This is a genomic window from Mycobacterium sp. 1245111.1 (assembly GCF_001673405.1).
Taxonomy (GTDB): domain Bacteria; phylum Actinomycetota; class Actinomycetes; order Mycobacteriales; family Mycobacteriaceae; genus Mycobacterium.
In genome coordinates, this window is the sequence record NZ_LZLV01000028.1 from 1 (window position 1) to 13638 (window position 13638).

Annotated in this window: 19 protein-coding genes; 10 read left to right on the top strand and 9 right to left on the bottom strand. The window is 64.3% G+C overall.

Annotated elements, in window-relative coordinates:
• On the top strand, positions 1-794 hold a 794-nt coding region (locus A5658_RS05700), incomplete at its 5' end, for an IS256 family transposase (protein ID WP_156751277.1).
• On the opposite strand, the gene A5658_RS05705 is transcribed toward A5658_RS05700, so the two are convergent.
• The 3 genes from A5658_RS05705 to A5658_RS05715 all read right to left on the bottom strand — a co-directional run bounded on the left by A5658_RS05705 (position 791) and on the right by A5658_RS05715 (position 2895).
• Positions 791-1513 carry a hypothetical protein gene (locus A5658_RS05705; RefSeq protein ID WP_067332171.1) on the bottom strand — a complete coding sequence of 241 codons (723 nt, stop codon included), beginning with the start codon at positions 1511-1513 and terminating at the stop codon, positions 791-793. The two genes, A5658_RS05700 and A5658_RS05705, sit on opposite strands and share 4 nt — an antisense overlap.
• 76 nt (positions 1514-1589) lie before the next feature.
• Entirely contained in the window at positions 1590-2159 is a 570-nt protein-coding gene (locus A5658_RS05710) for a DUF732 domain-containing protein (protein WP_067332173.1), read from the bottom strand.
• The gene (locus A5658_RS05715; RefSeq protein ID WP_197503060.1) at positions 2152-2895 is read right to left on the bottom strand and encodes a type IV toxin-antitoxin system AbiEi family antitoxin domain-containing protein; all 744 of its coding nucleotides are present in this window, start codon (positions 2893-2895) and stop codon (positions 2152-2154) included. Before A5658_RS05715 ends, A5658_RS05710 begins: the two co-directional genes overlap by 8 nt.
• 102 nt (positions 2896-2997) lie before the next feature.
• Here A5658_RS05715 and A5658_RS05720 point away from each other — a divergent pair, with 102 nt between their 5' ends.
• From A5658_RS05720 to A5658_RS05740, 5 genes are all read left to right on the top strand, one after another.
• Entirely contained in the window at positions 2998-3591 is a 594-nt protein-coding gene (locus A5658_RS05720) for an ArsR family transcriptional regulator (protein WP_067332177.1), read from the top strand.
• Complete coding sequence (locus A5658_RS05725) at positions 3588-3893, top strand: DUF732 domain-containing protein (protein WP_197503061.1); 306 nt, start codon at positions 3588-3590, stop codon at positions 3891-3893. Before A5658_RS05720 ends, A5658_RS05725 begins: the two co-directional genes overlap by 4 nt.
• An 18-nt stretch (positions 3894-3911) precedes the next feature.
• The gene (locus A5658_RS05730) at positions 3912-4247 is read left to right on the top strand and encodes a hypothetical protein (protein WP_067332182.1); all 336 of its coding nucleotides are present in this window, start codon (positions 3912-3914) and stop codon (positions 4245-4247) included.
• A gap of 78 nt (positions 4248-4325) precedes the next feature.
• Complete coding sequence (locus A5658_RS05735; RefSeq protein ID WP_156751278.1) at positions 4326-4565, top strand: hypothetical protein; 240 nt, start codon at positions 4326-4328, stop codon at positions 4563-4565.
• Positions 4562-5953 carry a cytochrome P450 gene (locus A5658_RS05740; protein ID WP_231997226.1) on the top strand — a complete coding sequence of 464 codons (1392 nt, stop codon included), beginning with the start codon at positions 4562-4564 and terminating at the stop codon, positions 5951-5953. The genes A5658_RS05735 and A5658_RS05740 overlap by 4 nt, the downstream gene beginning before the upstream one ends.
• Here A5658_RS05740 and A5658_RS29160 read toward each other — a convergent pair whose 3' ends face one another.
• From A5658_RS29160 to A5658_RS05765, 5 genes are all read right to left on the bottom strand, one after another.
• Positions 5954-8098 carry a serine/threonine-protein kinase gene (locus A5658_RS29160; protein WP_067332186.1) on the bottom strand — a complete coding sequence of 715 codons (2145 nt, stop codon included), beginning with the start codon at positions 8096-8098 and terminating at the stop codon, positions 5954-5956.
• 146 nt (positions 8099-8244) lie between these two features.
• Positions 8245-8679, bottom strand: a complete 435-nt coding sequence (locus A5658_RS05750; protein WP_067332189.1) for a hypothetical protein — start codon at positions 8677-8679, stop codon at positions 8245-8247.
• Positions 8680-8747: 68 nt separating this feature from the next.
• Positions 8748-9368: a hypothetical protein gene (locus tag A5658_RS28385; RefSeq protein ID WP_197503062.1), complete on the bottom strand. Its 621-nt coding sequence runs from the start codon at positions 9366-9368 to the stop codon at positions 8748-8750.
• A gap of 13 nt (positions 9369-9381) precedes the next feature.
• On the bottom strand, positions 9382-9753 hold the full coding sequence (locus A5658_RS05760; RefSeq protein ID WP_067332194.1) for a nuclear transport factor 2 family protein: 372 nt from the start codon (positions 9751-9753) through the stop codon (positions 9382-9384).
• Positions 9753-10325: a hypothetical protein gene (locus tag A5658_RS05765; protein WP_067332196.1), complete on the bottom strand. Its 573-nt coding sequence runs from the start codon at positions 10323-10325 to the stop codon at positions 9753-9755. The genes A5658_RS05760 and A5658_RS05765 overlap by 1 nt, the downstream gene beginning before the upstream one ends.
• Positions 10326-10693: 368 nt before the next feature.
• On the opposite strand from A5658_RS05765, the gene A5658_RS05770 reads away from it, so the two are divergent.
• The 4 genes from A5658_RS05770 (at position 10694) to A5658_RS05785 (ending at position 13243) form a co-directional block, all read left to right on the top strand.
• Positions 10694-11095 (top strand): hypothetical protein, encoded by a 402-nt coding sequence (locus tag A5658_RS05770; protein WP_067332198.1) that lies wholly within the window; start codon positions 10694-10696, stop codon positions 11093-11095.
• Positions 11096-11308: 213 nt separating this feature from the next.
• Positions 11309-12202 (top strand): Abi family protein, encoded by an 894-nt coding sequence (locus A5658_RS05775; protein ID WP_067332200.1) that lies wholly within the window; start codon positions 11309-11311, stop codon positions 12200-12202.
• Positions 12203-12386: 184 nt separating this feature from the next.
• Complete coding sequence (locus A5658_RS05780) at positions 12387-12968, top strand: winged helix-turn-helix domain-containing protein (protein ID WP_067332202.1); 582 nt, start codon at positions 12387-12389, stop codon at positions 12966-12968.
• Positions 12965-13243 carry a hypothetical protein gene (locus tag A5658_RS05785; RefSeq protein WP_067332204.1) on the top strand — a complete coding sequence of 93 codons (279 nt, stop codon included), beginning with the start codon at positions 12965-12967 and terminating at the stop codon, positions 13241-13243. The genes A5658_RS05780 and A5658_RS05785 overlap by 4 nt, the downstream gene beginning before the upstream one ends.
• A gap of 13 nt (positions 13244-13256) precedes the next feature.
• On the opposite strand, the gene A5658_RS28390 is transcribed toward A5658_RS05785, so the two are convergent.
• Positions 13257-13638 (bottom strand): hypothetical protein (locus tag A5658_RS28390; RefSeq protein ID WP_197503063.1); only part of this gene is annotated, 382 nt, incomplete at its 5' end.

Here is a 13638-nt window from a genome sequence, read left to right on the forward strand (position 1 = left end):
TCGAAGAGATGACCGCCTGGCACACCCGGCCGCTGGAACGGGTGTATGCCGCGGTGTTCATCGACGCCCTGCACGTCAAGATCCGTGACGGCCAGGTCGGTCCCCGCCCGATCTACGCCGCGATCGGAGTCGATCTGTCCGGGCACCGCGACGTGCTGGGCATGTGGGCCGGCGAGGGCGACGGCGAGTCGGCCAAGTACTGGCTGGCGGTATTGACCGAGCTGAAAAACCGTGGCGTGGCAGACATTTTCTTCCTGGTCTGTGACGGGTTGAAGGGATTGCCGGCCTCGGTCAACGCGGTGTTCGCTGACACCATCGTGCAGACCTGTGTCATCCATTTGATCCGGGGCACGTTCCGCTACGCCGGGCGCCAGCACCGCGACGCGATCGCCAAGGCCATCAAGCCGATCTACACCGCGGTCAACGCCGCGGCTGCCAAAGAGGCACTGGAGGCCTTCGACGCCGAGTGGGGGCAACGCTACCCGGCGGCAATTCGATTGTGGCGCAACGCCTGGGAGGAATTCATCCCGTTCCTTGATTACAACACCGAGATAAGGAAGGTGATCTGTTCGACTAACGCGATTGAATCGATGAACGCCCGCTACCGGCGTGCGGTGCGAGTGCGTGGTCATTTCCCCACCGAGCAAGCCGCCATGAAGTGCCTATACTTGGTCACCCGGTCACTGGACCCGACCGGGACCGGCCAGAAGCGATGGACCATGCGCTGGAAACCAGCTTTGAACGCGTTCGCCATCACCTTCGCCGACCGCATGCCGGGAAGCGAAACCAACTAACCGAGGATGCCGCTTACACCGTTAATCTGACGGACCCCGTTGCCGCCGTGAAGCGTTGCAGCGTAAACACATAGGCGCTGCCAAATCCCTTCATCGTCGTAGGCAGCTCCGACGTAAGGCATGCCGGTGCTGTCGTCGTGGATCACATAGACGCCCTTGAGGCTTTCCAGCGCGTTGCGCCAGTCGGCGCGGTTCTGGCGCACGACAGTGCGGATCTCACCCAGGGTGTGGTTGATCAGGTCGTGGCCCGGGAATGCTTCTCCCGCGTACGGTTTTTCGTGGAGTGCGGCGACGGTCATGTGGCCGAGGTCGGTGTCGAGGTTGCGGCGCGTGACCCGGCCTGTCGGGCGGAAGTCGATGACCAATCGTTTGATGTATTCGCCCAGGAGGTCATCGCGTAGTTTCAGTTTGTAGGAGCGCGCATTGGGTATCGGTGGCCGCGCCGTGACTTGGAATACACCGCCAAATAGCCAGTGGCTGGGCGTCTTTGGAACCCGAGCCATGGTGAAGATGAAGTCGCGGTTGAAGTGGTCTCGGGCTCCGCGCCACTGACTCCAGCCGACCCATTCGTCCCAGTCGTTAGTTAGGACTGTGATCGGTTCGACAGTGCCGTCGAAGACCGCGCAGTGCAGTTTGAAGGCCAGCGGGTCGAGACCGCCCAATAGGTTGCTCAAAGGGATTGGCCGCGAGGCCGGGAGCGGATGTTTTGGTTTCTTCATCGTCTCTTGCCAATTAGGCCGTCGGTGCGCCGGGCCGCCCCGACTGTGCTCCGATTTAACGGCATAGGATTGCGGTTCACGGGATCGCGCTGGGGCAGTAGAACATTGCCGCGTCTTGGATGTAGGTGTCGGCCTGGGCGGCCGTCAGATACTGGATCATGGAGTTCTGCACGTCGGCGTAGCTCATTCCCTCCGACAGATGCCGGCAGATGGCGTGGCCGGTGAACACCGCTGCGCCCTCGGTGCCAGGATTGCGTGGCGCGATGCCGTCGCGGCCCAGCTGGGCGATGAATCGGTGATCGGTGGGGGTCAACGGGTCTGACTCTTGCGGCGGAACCGTCTCGATCGGAGTAACAGCTGTAGGTGCGAGTGGCGTTTTCGGCTCGGCGGCCGGAGCGTGCGTCGTGCTTGGCGCCGCGGGCGGCGCGTGGTGACTGGTTGGATGCCAGCCGAGCGTCCACACAGCCGCTGCCGCGGCACCGCCGACGACCATCAGGGCGCCCGCGCGCACGAGCGTGGAGCGCCAGGTGCGTGGGTGTAGCGGTTCATCGCCGGGCTCCTCGGTGGACCAGGCCAGCTGGTCAGCGGCGGCTTGGGCCTGGGATTCCAGCGCCTCGGTCGGGCGCGCCTCGGTGCGGTCATCCATGGTGGTCAGCCAGCGAATCCGGTGCGGTGTCGAGTTGTTCGGCGAGCCAAGCGAATTCGCGGCTTCGTGCCGCCGTGAGGGTGCGGCTTAGTCCGCCGGCTTGGACGAGTAGCGAGCGTATGAGGGTTTGGCCGTCGCCGAGTGGCGCGTCGTAGTCGGTGGCGTAGGGGCGCAGCGCTGTGACGGCGGAGGCGGTGCGGATTTGTCCGTGGACCAGTGCGTCGCGTAGCGCTGCGCCGAGGTGGCCTCCGTCGATGTGGGCGGCGGCGAGGTCGGCCAGAGTGGTTGCCACGGTGGTGGTCGGTAGTCCGTCGATGATGGTCCAGTCTTCGCGGTCCAGTGTGCGGCGGTGGAGGCGAATGTCTTTGTGGCGGCTTCGTTTCGGTCCGGTTGTGGTGAATTCGTTGATGTCGGCGTCGATGTCGCCGAGGTCGTGGGCGCGGGCTGCGGATCGGTGGGAGACGACGGCGCCGGGGTCGTCGCTGGCGAGCCGGTCGGCTGCGGTGGTGTCGACGTCAAGGGCGAGCCAGGCGGCTTTCAGATCGGTGAGGCGGTCGCGTGGGACGCCGTTGAGGATGTAGACGCCGTGGTGGAAGCGTTCGAGGACGCCGTTGGCGGCCAGGCGGGCGATCTGTTGTGAGGTGATGCCGACCTGGCGGGCCTGGGCGGTTGTGATCATGCCCCACTGAGTGGACGCGATATCCGCCAGCGGGAGGTATCGTTCACTACGAGTCACAACACAATAATACCGTCCGGCGTTAATTACGGAAGCAATGATGTAAGTATCGTGCGACCACCATCATTGACACTTGCTTTAGATGGTAGTTATATTCAGTTTATGCGTAGTGACGCTCCGGCGCTGATGCCGATCTTCCGCTCGCGCCATCAGGCCGAGCTGCTCACCCGGCTGCTCTTGAACCCTGGCCGGGAGTTCACGCTCACAGAGTTGGCCGGCGAGCTCAGCGCACCGCTGACCAGCATTCAGCGTGAAGCGCAGCGCCTCATCGACGTCCAGCTCATCCGCGACCGCAAGCAGGGCCGCAACCGGCTCGTCTCGGCCAACCCCGCCAACCCGGCGACCGCGCCGCTGACCCAGCTCGTGATGATGAGCTTCGGACCAGTGGAAGTCATCGGCGAGGAGTTCGCCCTCGACGGCGCCGAGCAGGTGATCATCTTCGGCTCCTGGGCCGCACGCTACGTCGATCAACCCGGTCCCCCGCCCCACGACATCGATGTCCTGGTCGTCGGCGGCGTCAGCGAATTGCCGCTCTACGCCGCCGCCGACCGCGCCCAACGCCGCATAGGCATCGAAGTGAACCCGGTGCGGTGCACACCGGCGCAGTGGGCCGACCCCGGTGAATGGGCGTTGCTGCTGGAGATCAAGCAGCGGCCGTACACCGTGGTGTACCGGCGCGAAGCGAGCGCGGCATGAATCGGCGAGCACTGCTGGTGGCGGCTAGCGCTGTGGTGGCGGTCGGGTTGGCCGCACCAGTTCAGGCGGACGACCCAGACTCTTCGTTCGCCGATCTTCTCGACCAACATGGTGCGCTGTTCAACTTCCGCCTCCAAAAATGGCAGGGCCAGCGCGCGTGCGACGACCTGCAGAGCGGGCGGGCGTGGAACGGCAAGGCGGCCGTGCGTGACCTTCAAAGCGAGGGCGGCTACACCTATGACGTGGCGCTGCAGATCGTGTCGGCCGCGATCACCGTGTACTGCCCGAACGTCAACTACTGAGCCGGTCAGGAGCATCGAATGAGTTGGCAGCAGGGCCGCGAAACAATCACCCTGCTCATCAGGCAGGGTCATCTCGAGCGGATCAGCGGCGCGGCCGCTAACGGCCAGTACCTGCTCGACCAGGCGCATCAACGGGCGGCGACTGCCGCGGCGATCGCCGAGTCAGATCCAGTCACCGCCTACGACGGCGTCCGGCAAGCCGCGACGAGTCTGCTTGTCCAGCAGGGGCTTCGACCGAAATCTGAGGGCGGGCACATTGCCGTCGTTGAGGCGGTACGGTCCCAGTTCGGCGAATCCTTCGCCTACTTCAACGCGATGCGGCGCCGCCGCAACAAGCTCGAGCTCGGCGGCTAACGGAAGCCGGGCGGGGCGACCCGGCTGCGACAATGGTGCCTAGATTTGATCAGCGCGACGTAGCGGAGGCGGTTTTTAGTGTCTGGTGATGTTACAGCCCCATTGCGCATCCGGCAGTCGCGCCGGTGCGCGGACACCAGCGGTATCTCGGATTTGACCGCGCTGGTGACAGTGCCGGGGCGGCCAGATGCCGTACGTGCATTCACTGAAGCCGAAGCGGGTGAAGCGGCCCGCTATGCCGCAGATACCGGCGGCAACATCGTCGCACTACCGCCGCCCGCACAGCCCCCCGATCACGGCGGCCAGGTGTCGCCGTGACCGCGATCGATGTCAGCGCCATACCGCGCCCGCGTTACCGCTTCCCCGTTCTCGGTGACGTCCTGGCGATCGACTTCGTCCGGCCGGTCCAAGGGCTGACCGCGGAGATTCACAAGGCCGGCGACCACATCTTCGAAGAACGCCTGTTAAATGTGTCGATCACCGCCGTGGCCGACACCGCGTTGATCGACGAGGTCAACAACGAAGCCGTCTGGGAGAAACACAACGGGCGACTGATCGGCAAGCTCCGTCCGCTCGGTGGGGACGGGCTGTTCACCGCCTTCAACGACGAACCGAATTGGCAACGGGCGCACAACATTTTAAGTCCGGCGTTCGTGAAGTCGGCGATGATGCGCTACCACCACGCCATGGTGGCCGCCGTCGGCGAGTTCGTCGACACCTGGACCTCGCACGCGGCCGACGGGTCGTGGGTTGATGTCTCGACGTTCACCAACCGGCTGGCCACCGAAGTGATCGCCCGCGCCGGGTTGTCCCACTCCTTCGACAGCGCGGGCGGCGCCCGCGTCTTGGACGCGATCGCGCGTGAGCTGCGCTACGCCAACCGCCGCACCGACTCGATACCGTTCTTCGACGGCACGATCGGCTACAAGCGCAAGCGCCAGCACCTCGACGACACCGCTTTCATTCGCGGCCACATCGCCGAACTGATCGCCGGCCGCCGCCGCAACCCCACCGACGGTGCCGACGACCTCATCGACACCATGCTCCACCACGCCGACCCCGACAGTGGCCAGCAGCTCGACGACGACAACGTCGTCAACCAGGTCCTCACGATGCTGGTCGCCGGCAGCGAAACTTCTGCCAACACGACGGCCTTTGCCCTGCACTTTCTGGCCACCCACCCCGAGGTGGCCGGACAGGCCCGCGCTGAGGTCGACCAGATCTGGCCCGACTCGGCATGTCCGGCACCGGACTTCGGGGACGTCGCGAAAATGCGGTATCTGCGCCGCGTCGTCGACGAGACCCTGCGGCTGTGGCCGACAGCTCCCGGCTACTTCCGGCAAGCCCGCCGCGACACCACCCTCGGCGGCAAATATGTTTTCCGCCAGGGAGATTGGGTGCTTGTCCTACTGACCGCCGCGCACCGGTCCCCCGCGTGGGGTCCTGACGCCGACGAGTTCAATCCGGACCGTTTCCTACCCGAGAACCTGCACTCGCTGCCGCCGCACACCTACAGGCCGTTCGGTACCGGCGCGCGCGCCTGTATCGGCCGCCAGTTCGCGTTGCATGAGATCGTCTTGACCCTGGCCACCGTCCTACATCAGTACGACCTCGCCCCGGACCCGGACTATGAACTCGAGGTCTATGAGGCTGTCACCCTCAAGCCTGCCAACCTTCGGCTGCGCGTCCACAAACGCCGGCCCTGATCACGACTGAAAGAGCGCTGGATCGGCCACGATGACGCTCTCAGGAATAGGGCCGACCCGGGTAGCGATGAACGGGTACTTGAACACCTTCGGGATGTCCCCGCAGCCTCCGGGTGAATCGATCGTTTGAACGCCGTGCAATGTCGCATCGGGCTGAGGCGTGTACTCCATCTGGTGCTCGGCGACGACTTTTTCGTCCGGGTTGGGCGCGCCGCGCGCCACAACGCGGCATTCGACAATGCGTTTCATCGGACTGTTTTTCCATTGGCCGGCAGCGAATTGCAGAACGTCTGATGCGCCGGAGGCCTCTTGGTGGTTGGACGCGTCGAGCTCGGCGCCTGTCGCGACGCAGGCGCCCGCGGATCCGCACAGAGAGCGAAACGCCCACCACCGCGTGTCAATATCTCCAGAGGACTTTCGACCGTTGACCGTGACCTCATCCCCATTGAAGTCCAGCCGGTAAACGCCATCAAGTACGGCTGGTGCGGGACTCTTCGCAGGGCTGGATGTCGGCGGGGCGGTGGTCGCCAGGGCTGCCGGCTGGGAGATCGCGACATCAGGCGGCAGCTCGCCGACTCTTGTTGCAACAAACGGGATTTGGGCGACAGCTCCTTGTCGTCGGCATTCGCTGGTGATGGCGGTGCTCGTTCGAAGACCACGCAGAGTGCCGTCTGGTTGTGGCTGCATTGAGCCGACGATGACCTCTGTCTCGGATCCCGTAACTTCTCTGTCTCCGTCCACCGAACACAGATCGAAGGGAATGCGCACTTTGCTCTGCACCCGCCGCCACTGCCCATCCGCGAATTGGTACTGAGACACATCCGTTGGCTGCGCAGCGATTTGGTGGTTCTTGTCGTCGAGGCGCGTTCCGCCGGCAACGCAGCCGGTGGTCGTGCACGTCGACTTATAGGCAACCCAGAAAGTGGTGGTCTGAGGTTGGTCGGCGGGCGGCGGGTTGGGTGAGCCGTTGATCGTGCTCTCCGAAGAGTGGTAGTCAACGCGGTATGTGCCGTTGAGAACGGCGCCCGGCGGGAGAGGCGCAACAGCTGTAATGTCCTTGCGCTCAACGATGTAGATCGTCGCGGTTGCGGCGACAGCTACGACAATCGCTGCAGCGCTTGCGAGAAGTACCCGGCGACGAACCCGTCGCTTCCGTGGGTCGGCTTTCGCTGGCGGCGGCGCAGTCGCTTCTGTCCCCTGGGGGGTGGCGCGTGCGGTCACGAGTGCGGCCTGCGTCGGTACGCCCGGCCGTGGAGCGGCGGCGGTGAGTCCCACGTCGGTCGCGTACTGACCGGGCTGGCCGGGACGCGCCGTGTCACGCAGTTGGGTCGCGAACTCTCGTGACGTCGCGAACCGGTCGTCGGGCTTTTTGGCGAGCGCGCGACCGAGCACGTCGTCGAGGCCGGCCAGTTCGGGACGGGAGTCGGCGAGCTTGGGTGGGGCAGCGTTGAGGTGCTGGCTGATCACGGCCACAGGGTTGGAATGCTGATACGGCGGGCTGCCCGTCAACAGGTGAAAGGCGGTGGCCGCCAACGCGTATTGATCAGCACGGCCGTCGAGCGTTTCCCCCATCAGTTGTTCCGGGGCGGCGTGGGTGACGGTGCCAACGGTCATATTGGTCGCTGTCAATCCGCTGACCTCAGCGAGGTGGCGGGCGATGCCGAAGTCCGCCAACAGGACTCGCCGCCGCCCATCGTCTGCGGGCTCGGTGAGCAGGATGTTGGCTGGTTTGACGTCGCGGTGCAGCAGGCCGCGCTGATTGGCGTAGTCGAGCGCATCGGCCACCGCGTCGACGATGGCGCACACGTCGTTCACGGGCAGCCCCTGCGGGTACTGCGCCGTCACCAGGTGGCTGGCGTCGGTTCCCTCGACGTAGTCCATCGCGATCCACAGCTGACCGTCGAACTCTCCGCGATCGTGGACTCCGACGATGTGCGGATGAAACAGCGACGCCGCCAGATCTGCTTCGCGGTTGAATCGTTCCCGGAACTCCGGGTCCGCCGACACATCACCGGGTAAGACTTTGATCGCGTTGTGGCGCGGGAGCCTGGGATGCTCGGCGAGATACACCTCGCCCATCCCGCCGGAACCAAGCAACCGGACGATGTTGTAACCCGCGAAAACCTGCCCAGGACCCAACGGCATGCAGCGAATAGTACAAACGCCCAGCTCCGAGATCAGCCAGTTGCTGATTGCATCAGCAACTCAGGTGCAACGCACAGACTCCGTCGACGACCTACGCCGGCAGGCGGACCGCCCACCCTGCGCCGGCACAGTTGAGCGTTTGGCTGCTACTTCAGCGTCCAGCGCAACGGGCCGCCGCCACCTGGATAGTCCCACCTGACGGCCACGATTTGCGCGCCCTCGGGCAGCGCGAAACTCACGTAGCCGCGGGCGCACTCCCCGACGCCCAAGTCACCGCTCAAGCCGATGATCGGAGTGAACGGCTGCGCGGTCGAGTCGCAGGACTTGTATTCGCGGTTGTCTGCGTCGAGCAGGGAGAAGCCGTAGCCGGTCTTCGTCAGCTTCGACTCGAGGCCGGCGCACAACTCGGCGTCCAGCAGCGCCCACGGCCGGGCCTCTTTTTTGAACCGGGCGAAGTCTGGGTCCGGCTGCTTGCTGGTCGGATTCTCGAAGGAAAACGGCGTCGCCCTGACTCCGATGCCGGTGGTCAACGGTTGGCCCAGCGCTCCTTCAGGCGGCGCCGCGGGAGCCGAGTACTGCACAGAAAAAGTGTCCGTCGACGTTGACGTCGACGCTGCCCTGTCGGAGCCGCTCGAACACCCGGCGAGCGCTAGGACGGCCGCCACACCTGCGTACATGATCGGCCTGCTGAACACACATCTCCTTCAAAAGGGCGCTGTCGAAGCAACTTTGCGTTCAAGGTATCGCGTTTGGCGATCGGACGAGCAGCTTTAGGGGCGGCTTTGGTCAGGGTCAGCGGCACGGGGTAGGTGTCGAGCGATTCGTCGTTTCCGCACGGCCGACTGTCCGCGGTGGACCAGTAGCGGCCCTGGAGGGTGTCGGGGTTCCAGCTGTAGTGCGCAGTTCCGGGAACGAACGTCCCGTCGCCGCACTGCACTGCGGCGTTCGAGTGAGCGTCGATGATCCAGTCGAGCTTGATGTAGCGCGCTGTTGCCCGCTGAGCGGCTCCTGGTCCGCTCATGTCGACCTGGGCGCAGCTTTCGCCGCACGGCGTGAACACCCAAGTGACAGGCGCAGTGCCCGCAGGCCCAGCGATTACCTGGTAATCGCCTTCCATTGTGGGTAGCGCAGGAATTGAGGATTCCGTGGTGCGCGCAGTCGGCGGCTGGCTTGCAACGGTTTTCGACGGCAGAACACCACAGCTCACGACGCCGAGCAGGATGCTCGACAATGCCGCCACCGCAGCAAACGCGCCCCTCGCCGTCGTCATAGCGCAACCATCCTCAGTCGACGTTCTCGCTCGCCCAGTACTCCCGCAGACTCGCGATCAGGTCGCCGCGGAATTCGAGAATGGCAACTTCGCGCATCCGCTTGCGGTGGCCTTTCACGAGATCGTCGAACGTGGCCTCCCACTCGGCGATCGCCGTAGCGCCGTCGTCGGCGTGGTAGAGATTCAGCAGCCGGGCATCGATATTCGCCTGCTCGGCAACGACTTTGGTCTGCCAGTACTCGCGGATGCCGGCAAGGGTGCGGATCGGCTCCTGCAGCACGCGCTCGTGATAGGTGGCGTCGTCGGTGAAGATGGTGACGATCAGGTCCGGGTCTTGCTCGTTCCAGGCCTTGAGGTAAGTGTCGATCGTTGCTTGGACATTCATCACGGCTCCTCGAGTATCTCTGCGAGCGGAATCGGCCGACTGTACGGGTCGTGCTCAAAGATCATGCTGTGCAGCCGGTTTGGATCGGCGAGCGAAACAGTGGTCAGGTCGATACCCAGCGCGGTGCGCGGTTCGATGCGTACCCAGCGCCAGCGGCCGGCGACGACTTTGGAGTCGCTGACGATCGCGCTGTACATGCCGTCGAGAACTGTTTCGCCGGGCAGCGCGGCCAGGTGCAGAGAGCCGAAATAGTAACTGTCGCTGGTGTTAAGCCACTGGCCGATCAGATGGCGGCCTACGACGCTGAAGTTGATGTCGTTATGGAAGCCCATCGCGCGGCCCTCGGTGCGCGGGGCAGGCGGTGTATTGCGCGCGGTCAGCGCTCCGTTCGCGACCGTGACGGAGGTGACGTCGACGTGGTGCGCGTCTTCATAGATGTACGAGGTGCACCAGAGGCCTTCGAATTTCTCCGGTGCCAGCGCGGGTGCGATCGAGCCGAGTAATCCGTTGCGGGACGAGTTGGCCCGGGATCGACGGATGTCGCCGAGGAGAAGAGGTCCTTGGCTGTCCAACCCGGGAACATTTGCTCGAGCACTAAGCAATGGTATCCACGTGGCAAGTCCCGCAGGTTGCCGCTGAGCCAGTTGTAATAGGTGGCTTTGGTGGGCGGATCAGCTGATCGCGGTAACTCCAATTCCCGTGCCACACGACGGTATTCGACCGAAAAGGCTGAATACTCGTGCAGGTGCCGCTCGGTGAGGAGCGATTTCAACAGTGGGACCACGGCGCATTCCCCGCCCGTTATCGGACCATCTTGGACACCCCATAAGACTAAATCGGACTCCAACGGGTCGCGAACAGACCACCAACAAAGGCAGTGTAGGGGCCACCGAAGGCTGCACACGTAACGCACATCGTTTGCAAACGAGAGGGCCGCCCCATGATCACCATCGCGGCACACGGCGCACCCAACGCTGACAACCAGGGCCCGGCCGTCCAGGTGAGCATGCGATGCGAACTCTCGCAGGAAACATGTAGCAGCGTTTTCACCGCGGCGCTCATCCGGGCTGAACAACGCTTCTGGGACGAAGACCCCGAGCCCGACCTCATCGAAACCATCGTCTGCGAAATCGAATTGGACTGCTTACTGCCGGCGGTATTCCAAGCGGTCGATCAATGGCTCTACGCCGGCCACCGCCTCTGCGTGACGCCCACGTCGTGGCGCTCCGGCATCACCGGGCCTAGCACGGGCTTCGCCGTGCTCTTCGAGGGAGAAGCCGGCCCCGCCGCTGTTGCCACCTCGCGAATACGGCGACCCGCGGACCGTCTGAGAAGCGCCTGATCGTTTGCAGCTTCGACCACGCGATCTCCGACACCACCGCCGCTACCCGCGGACCTCCCTTGCTGCGGCTTACGTGCGAGCCAGTCCGGCCTAGCAGAGTGCGCGCCGTTTGCAGGCTTTCGGCGAAATCGGCTACAGTGGTATCAATCGACCCCCTCCCAAGCCTCTCCACGATGCTCAAATGGGAGGGGCCTTTTTCTTTCGGAGACCAAGTTGAAGCCGAGCCTGTCGTGGGCCGCGCAGGTCGCTCTTCTGCGCCAGCGGGGCCTCGCTATCAGCGACGAGGATGCATGCGCCGCGTTCCTCGCGGCGCACAACTACTACCGACTGTCCGGGTATATGCGGTATTTCCAGAACGCGCCGCACGCAGGCGACAACTCATTCCGGCCTGACACGACCTTCGGCGAAATCCGAGCAATTTATGACGCCGACGAGGCCCTGCGATCGGTACTAACCCGTCGACTCGGTCGCGCCAAGGTCCTACTACGCGCCCACACCGCGCACGTCGTCGCCAACGAGCACGGGCCGTCCGGGCGGTACCTGGAGGCGGGTTTTTACGTCGACGCTCCCAACGCGGAACCCACCGTCGAATCGTGCTTAAAAGACATCGAGCGCAGCAGGGAACGTCACATCCTGCGATACACATCCACCGGTGCCGGTAGGCCCGACTTCACCACGCTGCCTGTTTGGTCGGCCGTTGAGGCCTTTTCGTTCGGCACGCTATCCAGATGCATCGAACGCGGCGACCGCGGAAGCCTGGCCGATGCGGTAGCGACCAGTGTCGGCGTCGCCAAAGGCGGCTTCGCCTACCGCGTGCGGGCGCTGGTCTATCTCGGTAACCGCTGTGCGCACCACAGCCGGCTCTGGCACCACTCCGTCATCGACGCCGGCCCAACGCCAAACAACGTGCGCGTCAAGGCGAAACAGCTCGCAGGACAATTCGAGCCGCGGTCTGTACTCGACGTCATCGCTTCGCTCGACGACATCCTGGTCCGAGGTAAGGCTGCCGACCCAGTACTACCCGAGATGGTTTCGCTACACGACCGAGCCTCAGCTTTCTGGCAAGGATTGGGACATCCCGTTAACCCGCGCGACCACGGACCGTGAACGGGGCGAGCGACCGCGACGAAACGGCCGAGCCCTCGTTTCCGACCCCGGCCGTTCCCAGCTGTCAGTTGCTCCCGCGGGGCTGATGACTACCCGGTCCTGGCGCGGTCAGCGACCGTAACCGGCTCGCTGCGGTCATTCATCCTCGCACACGCATCGCATAATCCGATGTTATTATCGCTTTATGCGATCTATGGCTCCGGCGCTCTTTCCGATTTTCCGCTCCCCGGCTCAAGCCGAAATCCTCGCCGCCCTACTCCTCCATCCCGCTGAGGAACGCACCGTCACCGACCTGTCCCGCCAACTCGACATGCCGCAGGCGACCGTATCCGATGAAGTCGCCCGACTCGTTGACGCGGAGCTGCTCACTGCCCGCAAGGTGGGCCGATCCAATCTGCTACGCCCCAACACCGCCAACAAACTACTCACCCCATTGTCCGAGATCGTCCTCGCGACGATGGGGCCACACCTGGCCGTCGCAGACGCCTTCGCAACCGTCGCCGACATCGACCGCGTCCTGATCTATGGATCATGGGCCGCCCGCTACAAAGGCCAACCCGGACCGCCACCCAACGACCTCGACATCCTCATTGTCGGCACACCTGAACGCACAGCCGTCTACGCCGCCGCCGACGCCGTCGAACGCGTCACCGGCCTACCCGTGCACCCGGTCATCGCGTCCCCACAACGTTGGCACGATGAAACCGACGCACTCATCGCCGACATCAAAGCCAACCCCGTCGTCGACATCGAGCTGGCCGCATGAGTTGGGACGCCGGCGCCGCCGATATCAACGCCGCACTCACCTCCGGCGAGCTTCAAAAGGTGTCCGGCGGCCAGGCCGCCGGACAAGCCTGGATCGCCGATGCCCGAACCAAGCTGGCCACCGCACGCACAATCGCCACCACCGACCCCGCCGCGCTAGTCGACCGGGTCTTGATGGGGTGTTTGCCTTCTGGCGCTCTTTTTTTGGGGGGTGGCGGCTTGAAACCGCCTGCCGCGCAACATGACCCGGCGGTTCTATTCTTTGTCTTCCGGTAACGTCGCCCAAGTACTAGAACAGGGGCAGATGCGGTAACAGCAGCCCGGCGTCGCCGATAATCTGGTCGGCGATCTTGATCGCGTCACCGGCTTCTGATGGCTCGACGACCTCCCCTGCATAGCGCGGGTATTCAAGTTCGGCGCGCCGGCGGCGCAGTGTCGCGAATTCGGCGAATTGGGTGTCGAACTGCGCTCGTGTTGCGTGTTCGACGGCGAGGTGGCCGCCGCGTTGGGTCGCGCGCAAGCCTTGTTGGGCCAGCAGGCCAACCAGGGCGAATCGGGCGCTGTCGTATGCGGTGATGTAGGCGGTGGCGGGGTCGGTGAGGGTGCGTACGAGGAAGGTGTCCAGCAGCAGTCCGCAGCCGATGATGGATCCTGTTTCAATCATGATCGCC

Coding starts and splice junctions, on each gene's coding strand:
- A5658_RS05705 (WP_067332171.1), bottom strand. CDS start 1,513: ATGAAGAAACCAAAACATCCGCTCCCGGCCTCGCGGCCAATCCCTTTG.
- A5658_RS05710 (WP_067332173.1), bottom strand. CDS start 2,159: ATGGATGACCGCACCGAGGCGCGCCCGACCGAGGCGCTGGAATCCCAG.
- A5658_RS05720 (WP_067332177.1), top strand. CDS start 2,998: ATGCGTAGTGACGCTCCGGCGCTGATGCCGATCTTCCGCTCGCGCCAT.
- A5658_RS05725 (WP_197503061.1), top strand. CDS start 3,588: ATGAATCGGCGAGCACTGCTGGTGGCGGCTAGCGCTGTGGTGGCGGTC.
- A5658_RS05730 (WP_067332182.1), top strand. CDS start 3,912: ATGAGTTGGCAGCAGGGCCGCGAAACAATCACCCTGCTCATCAGGCAG.
- A5658_RS29160 (WP_067332186.1), bottom strand. CDS start 8,098: ATGCCGTTGGGTCCTGGGCAGGTTTTCGCGGGTTACAACATCGTCCGG.
- A5658_RS28385 (WP_197503062.1), bottom strand. CDS start 9,368: ATGACGACGGCGAGGGGCGCGTTTGCTGCGGTGGCGGCATTGTCGAGC.
- A5658_RS05760 (WP_067332194.1), bottom strand. CDS start 9,753: ATGAATGTCCAAGCAACGATCGACACTTACCTCAAGGCCTGGAACGAG.
- A5658_RS05770 (WP_067332198.1), top strand. CDS start 10,694: ATGATCACCATCGCGGCACACGGCGCACCCAACGCTGACAACCAGGGC.
- A5658_RS05780 (WP_067332202.1), top strand. CDS start 12,387: ATGCGATCTATGGCTCCGGCGCTCTTTCCGATTTTCCGCTCCCCGGCT.
- A5658_RS05785 (WP_067332204.1), top strand. CDS start 12,965: ATGAGTTGGGACGCCGGCGCCGCCGATATCAACGCCGCACTCACCTCC.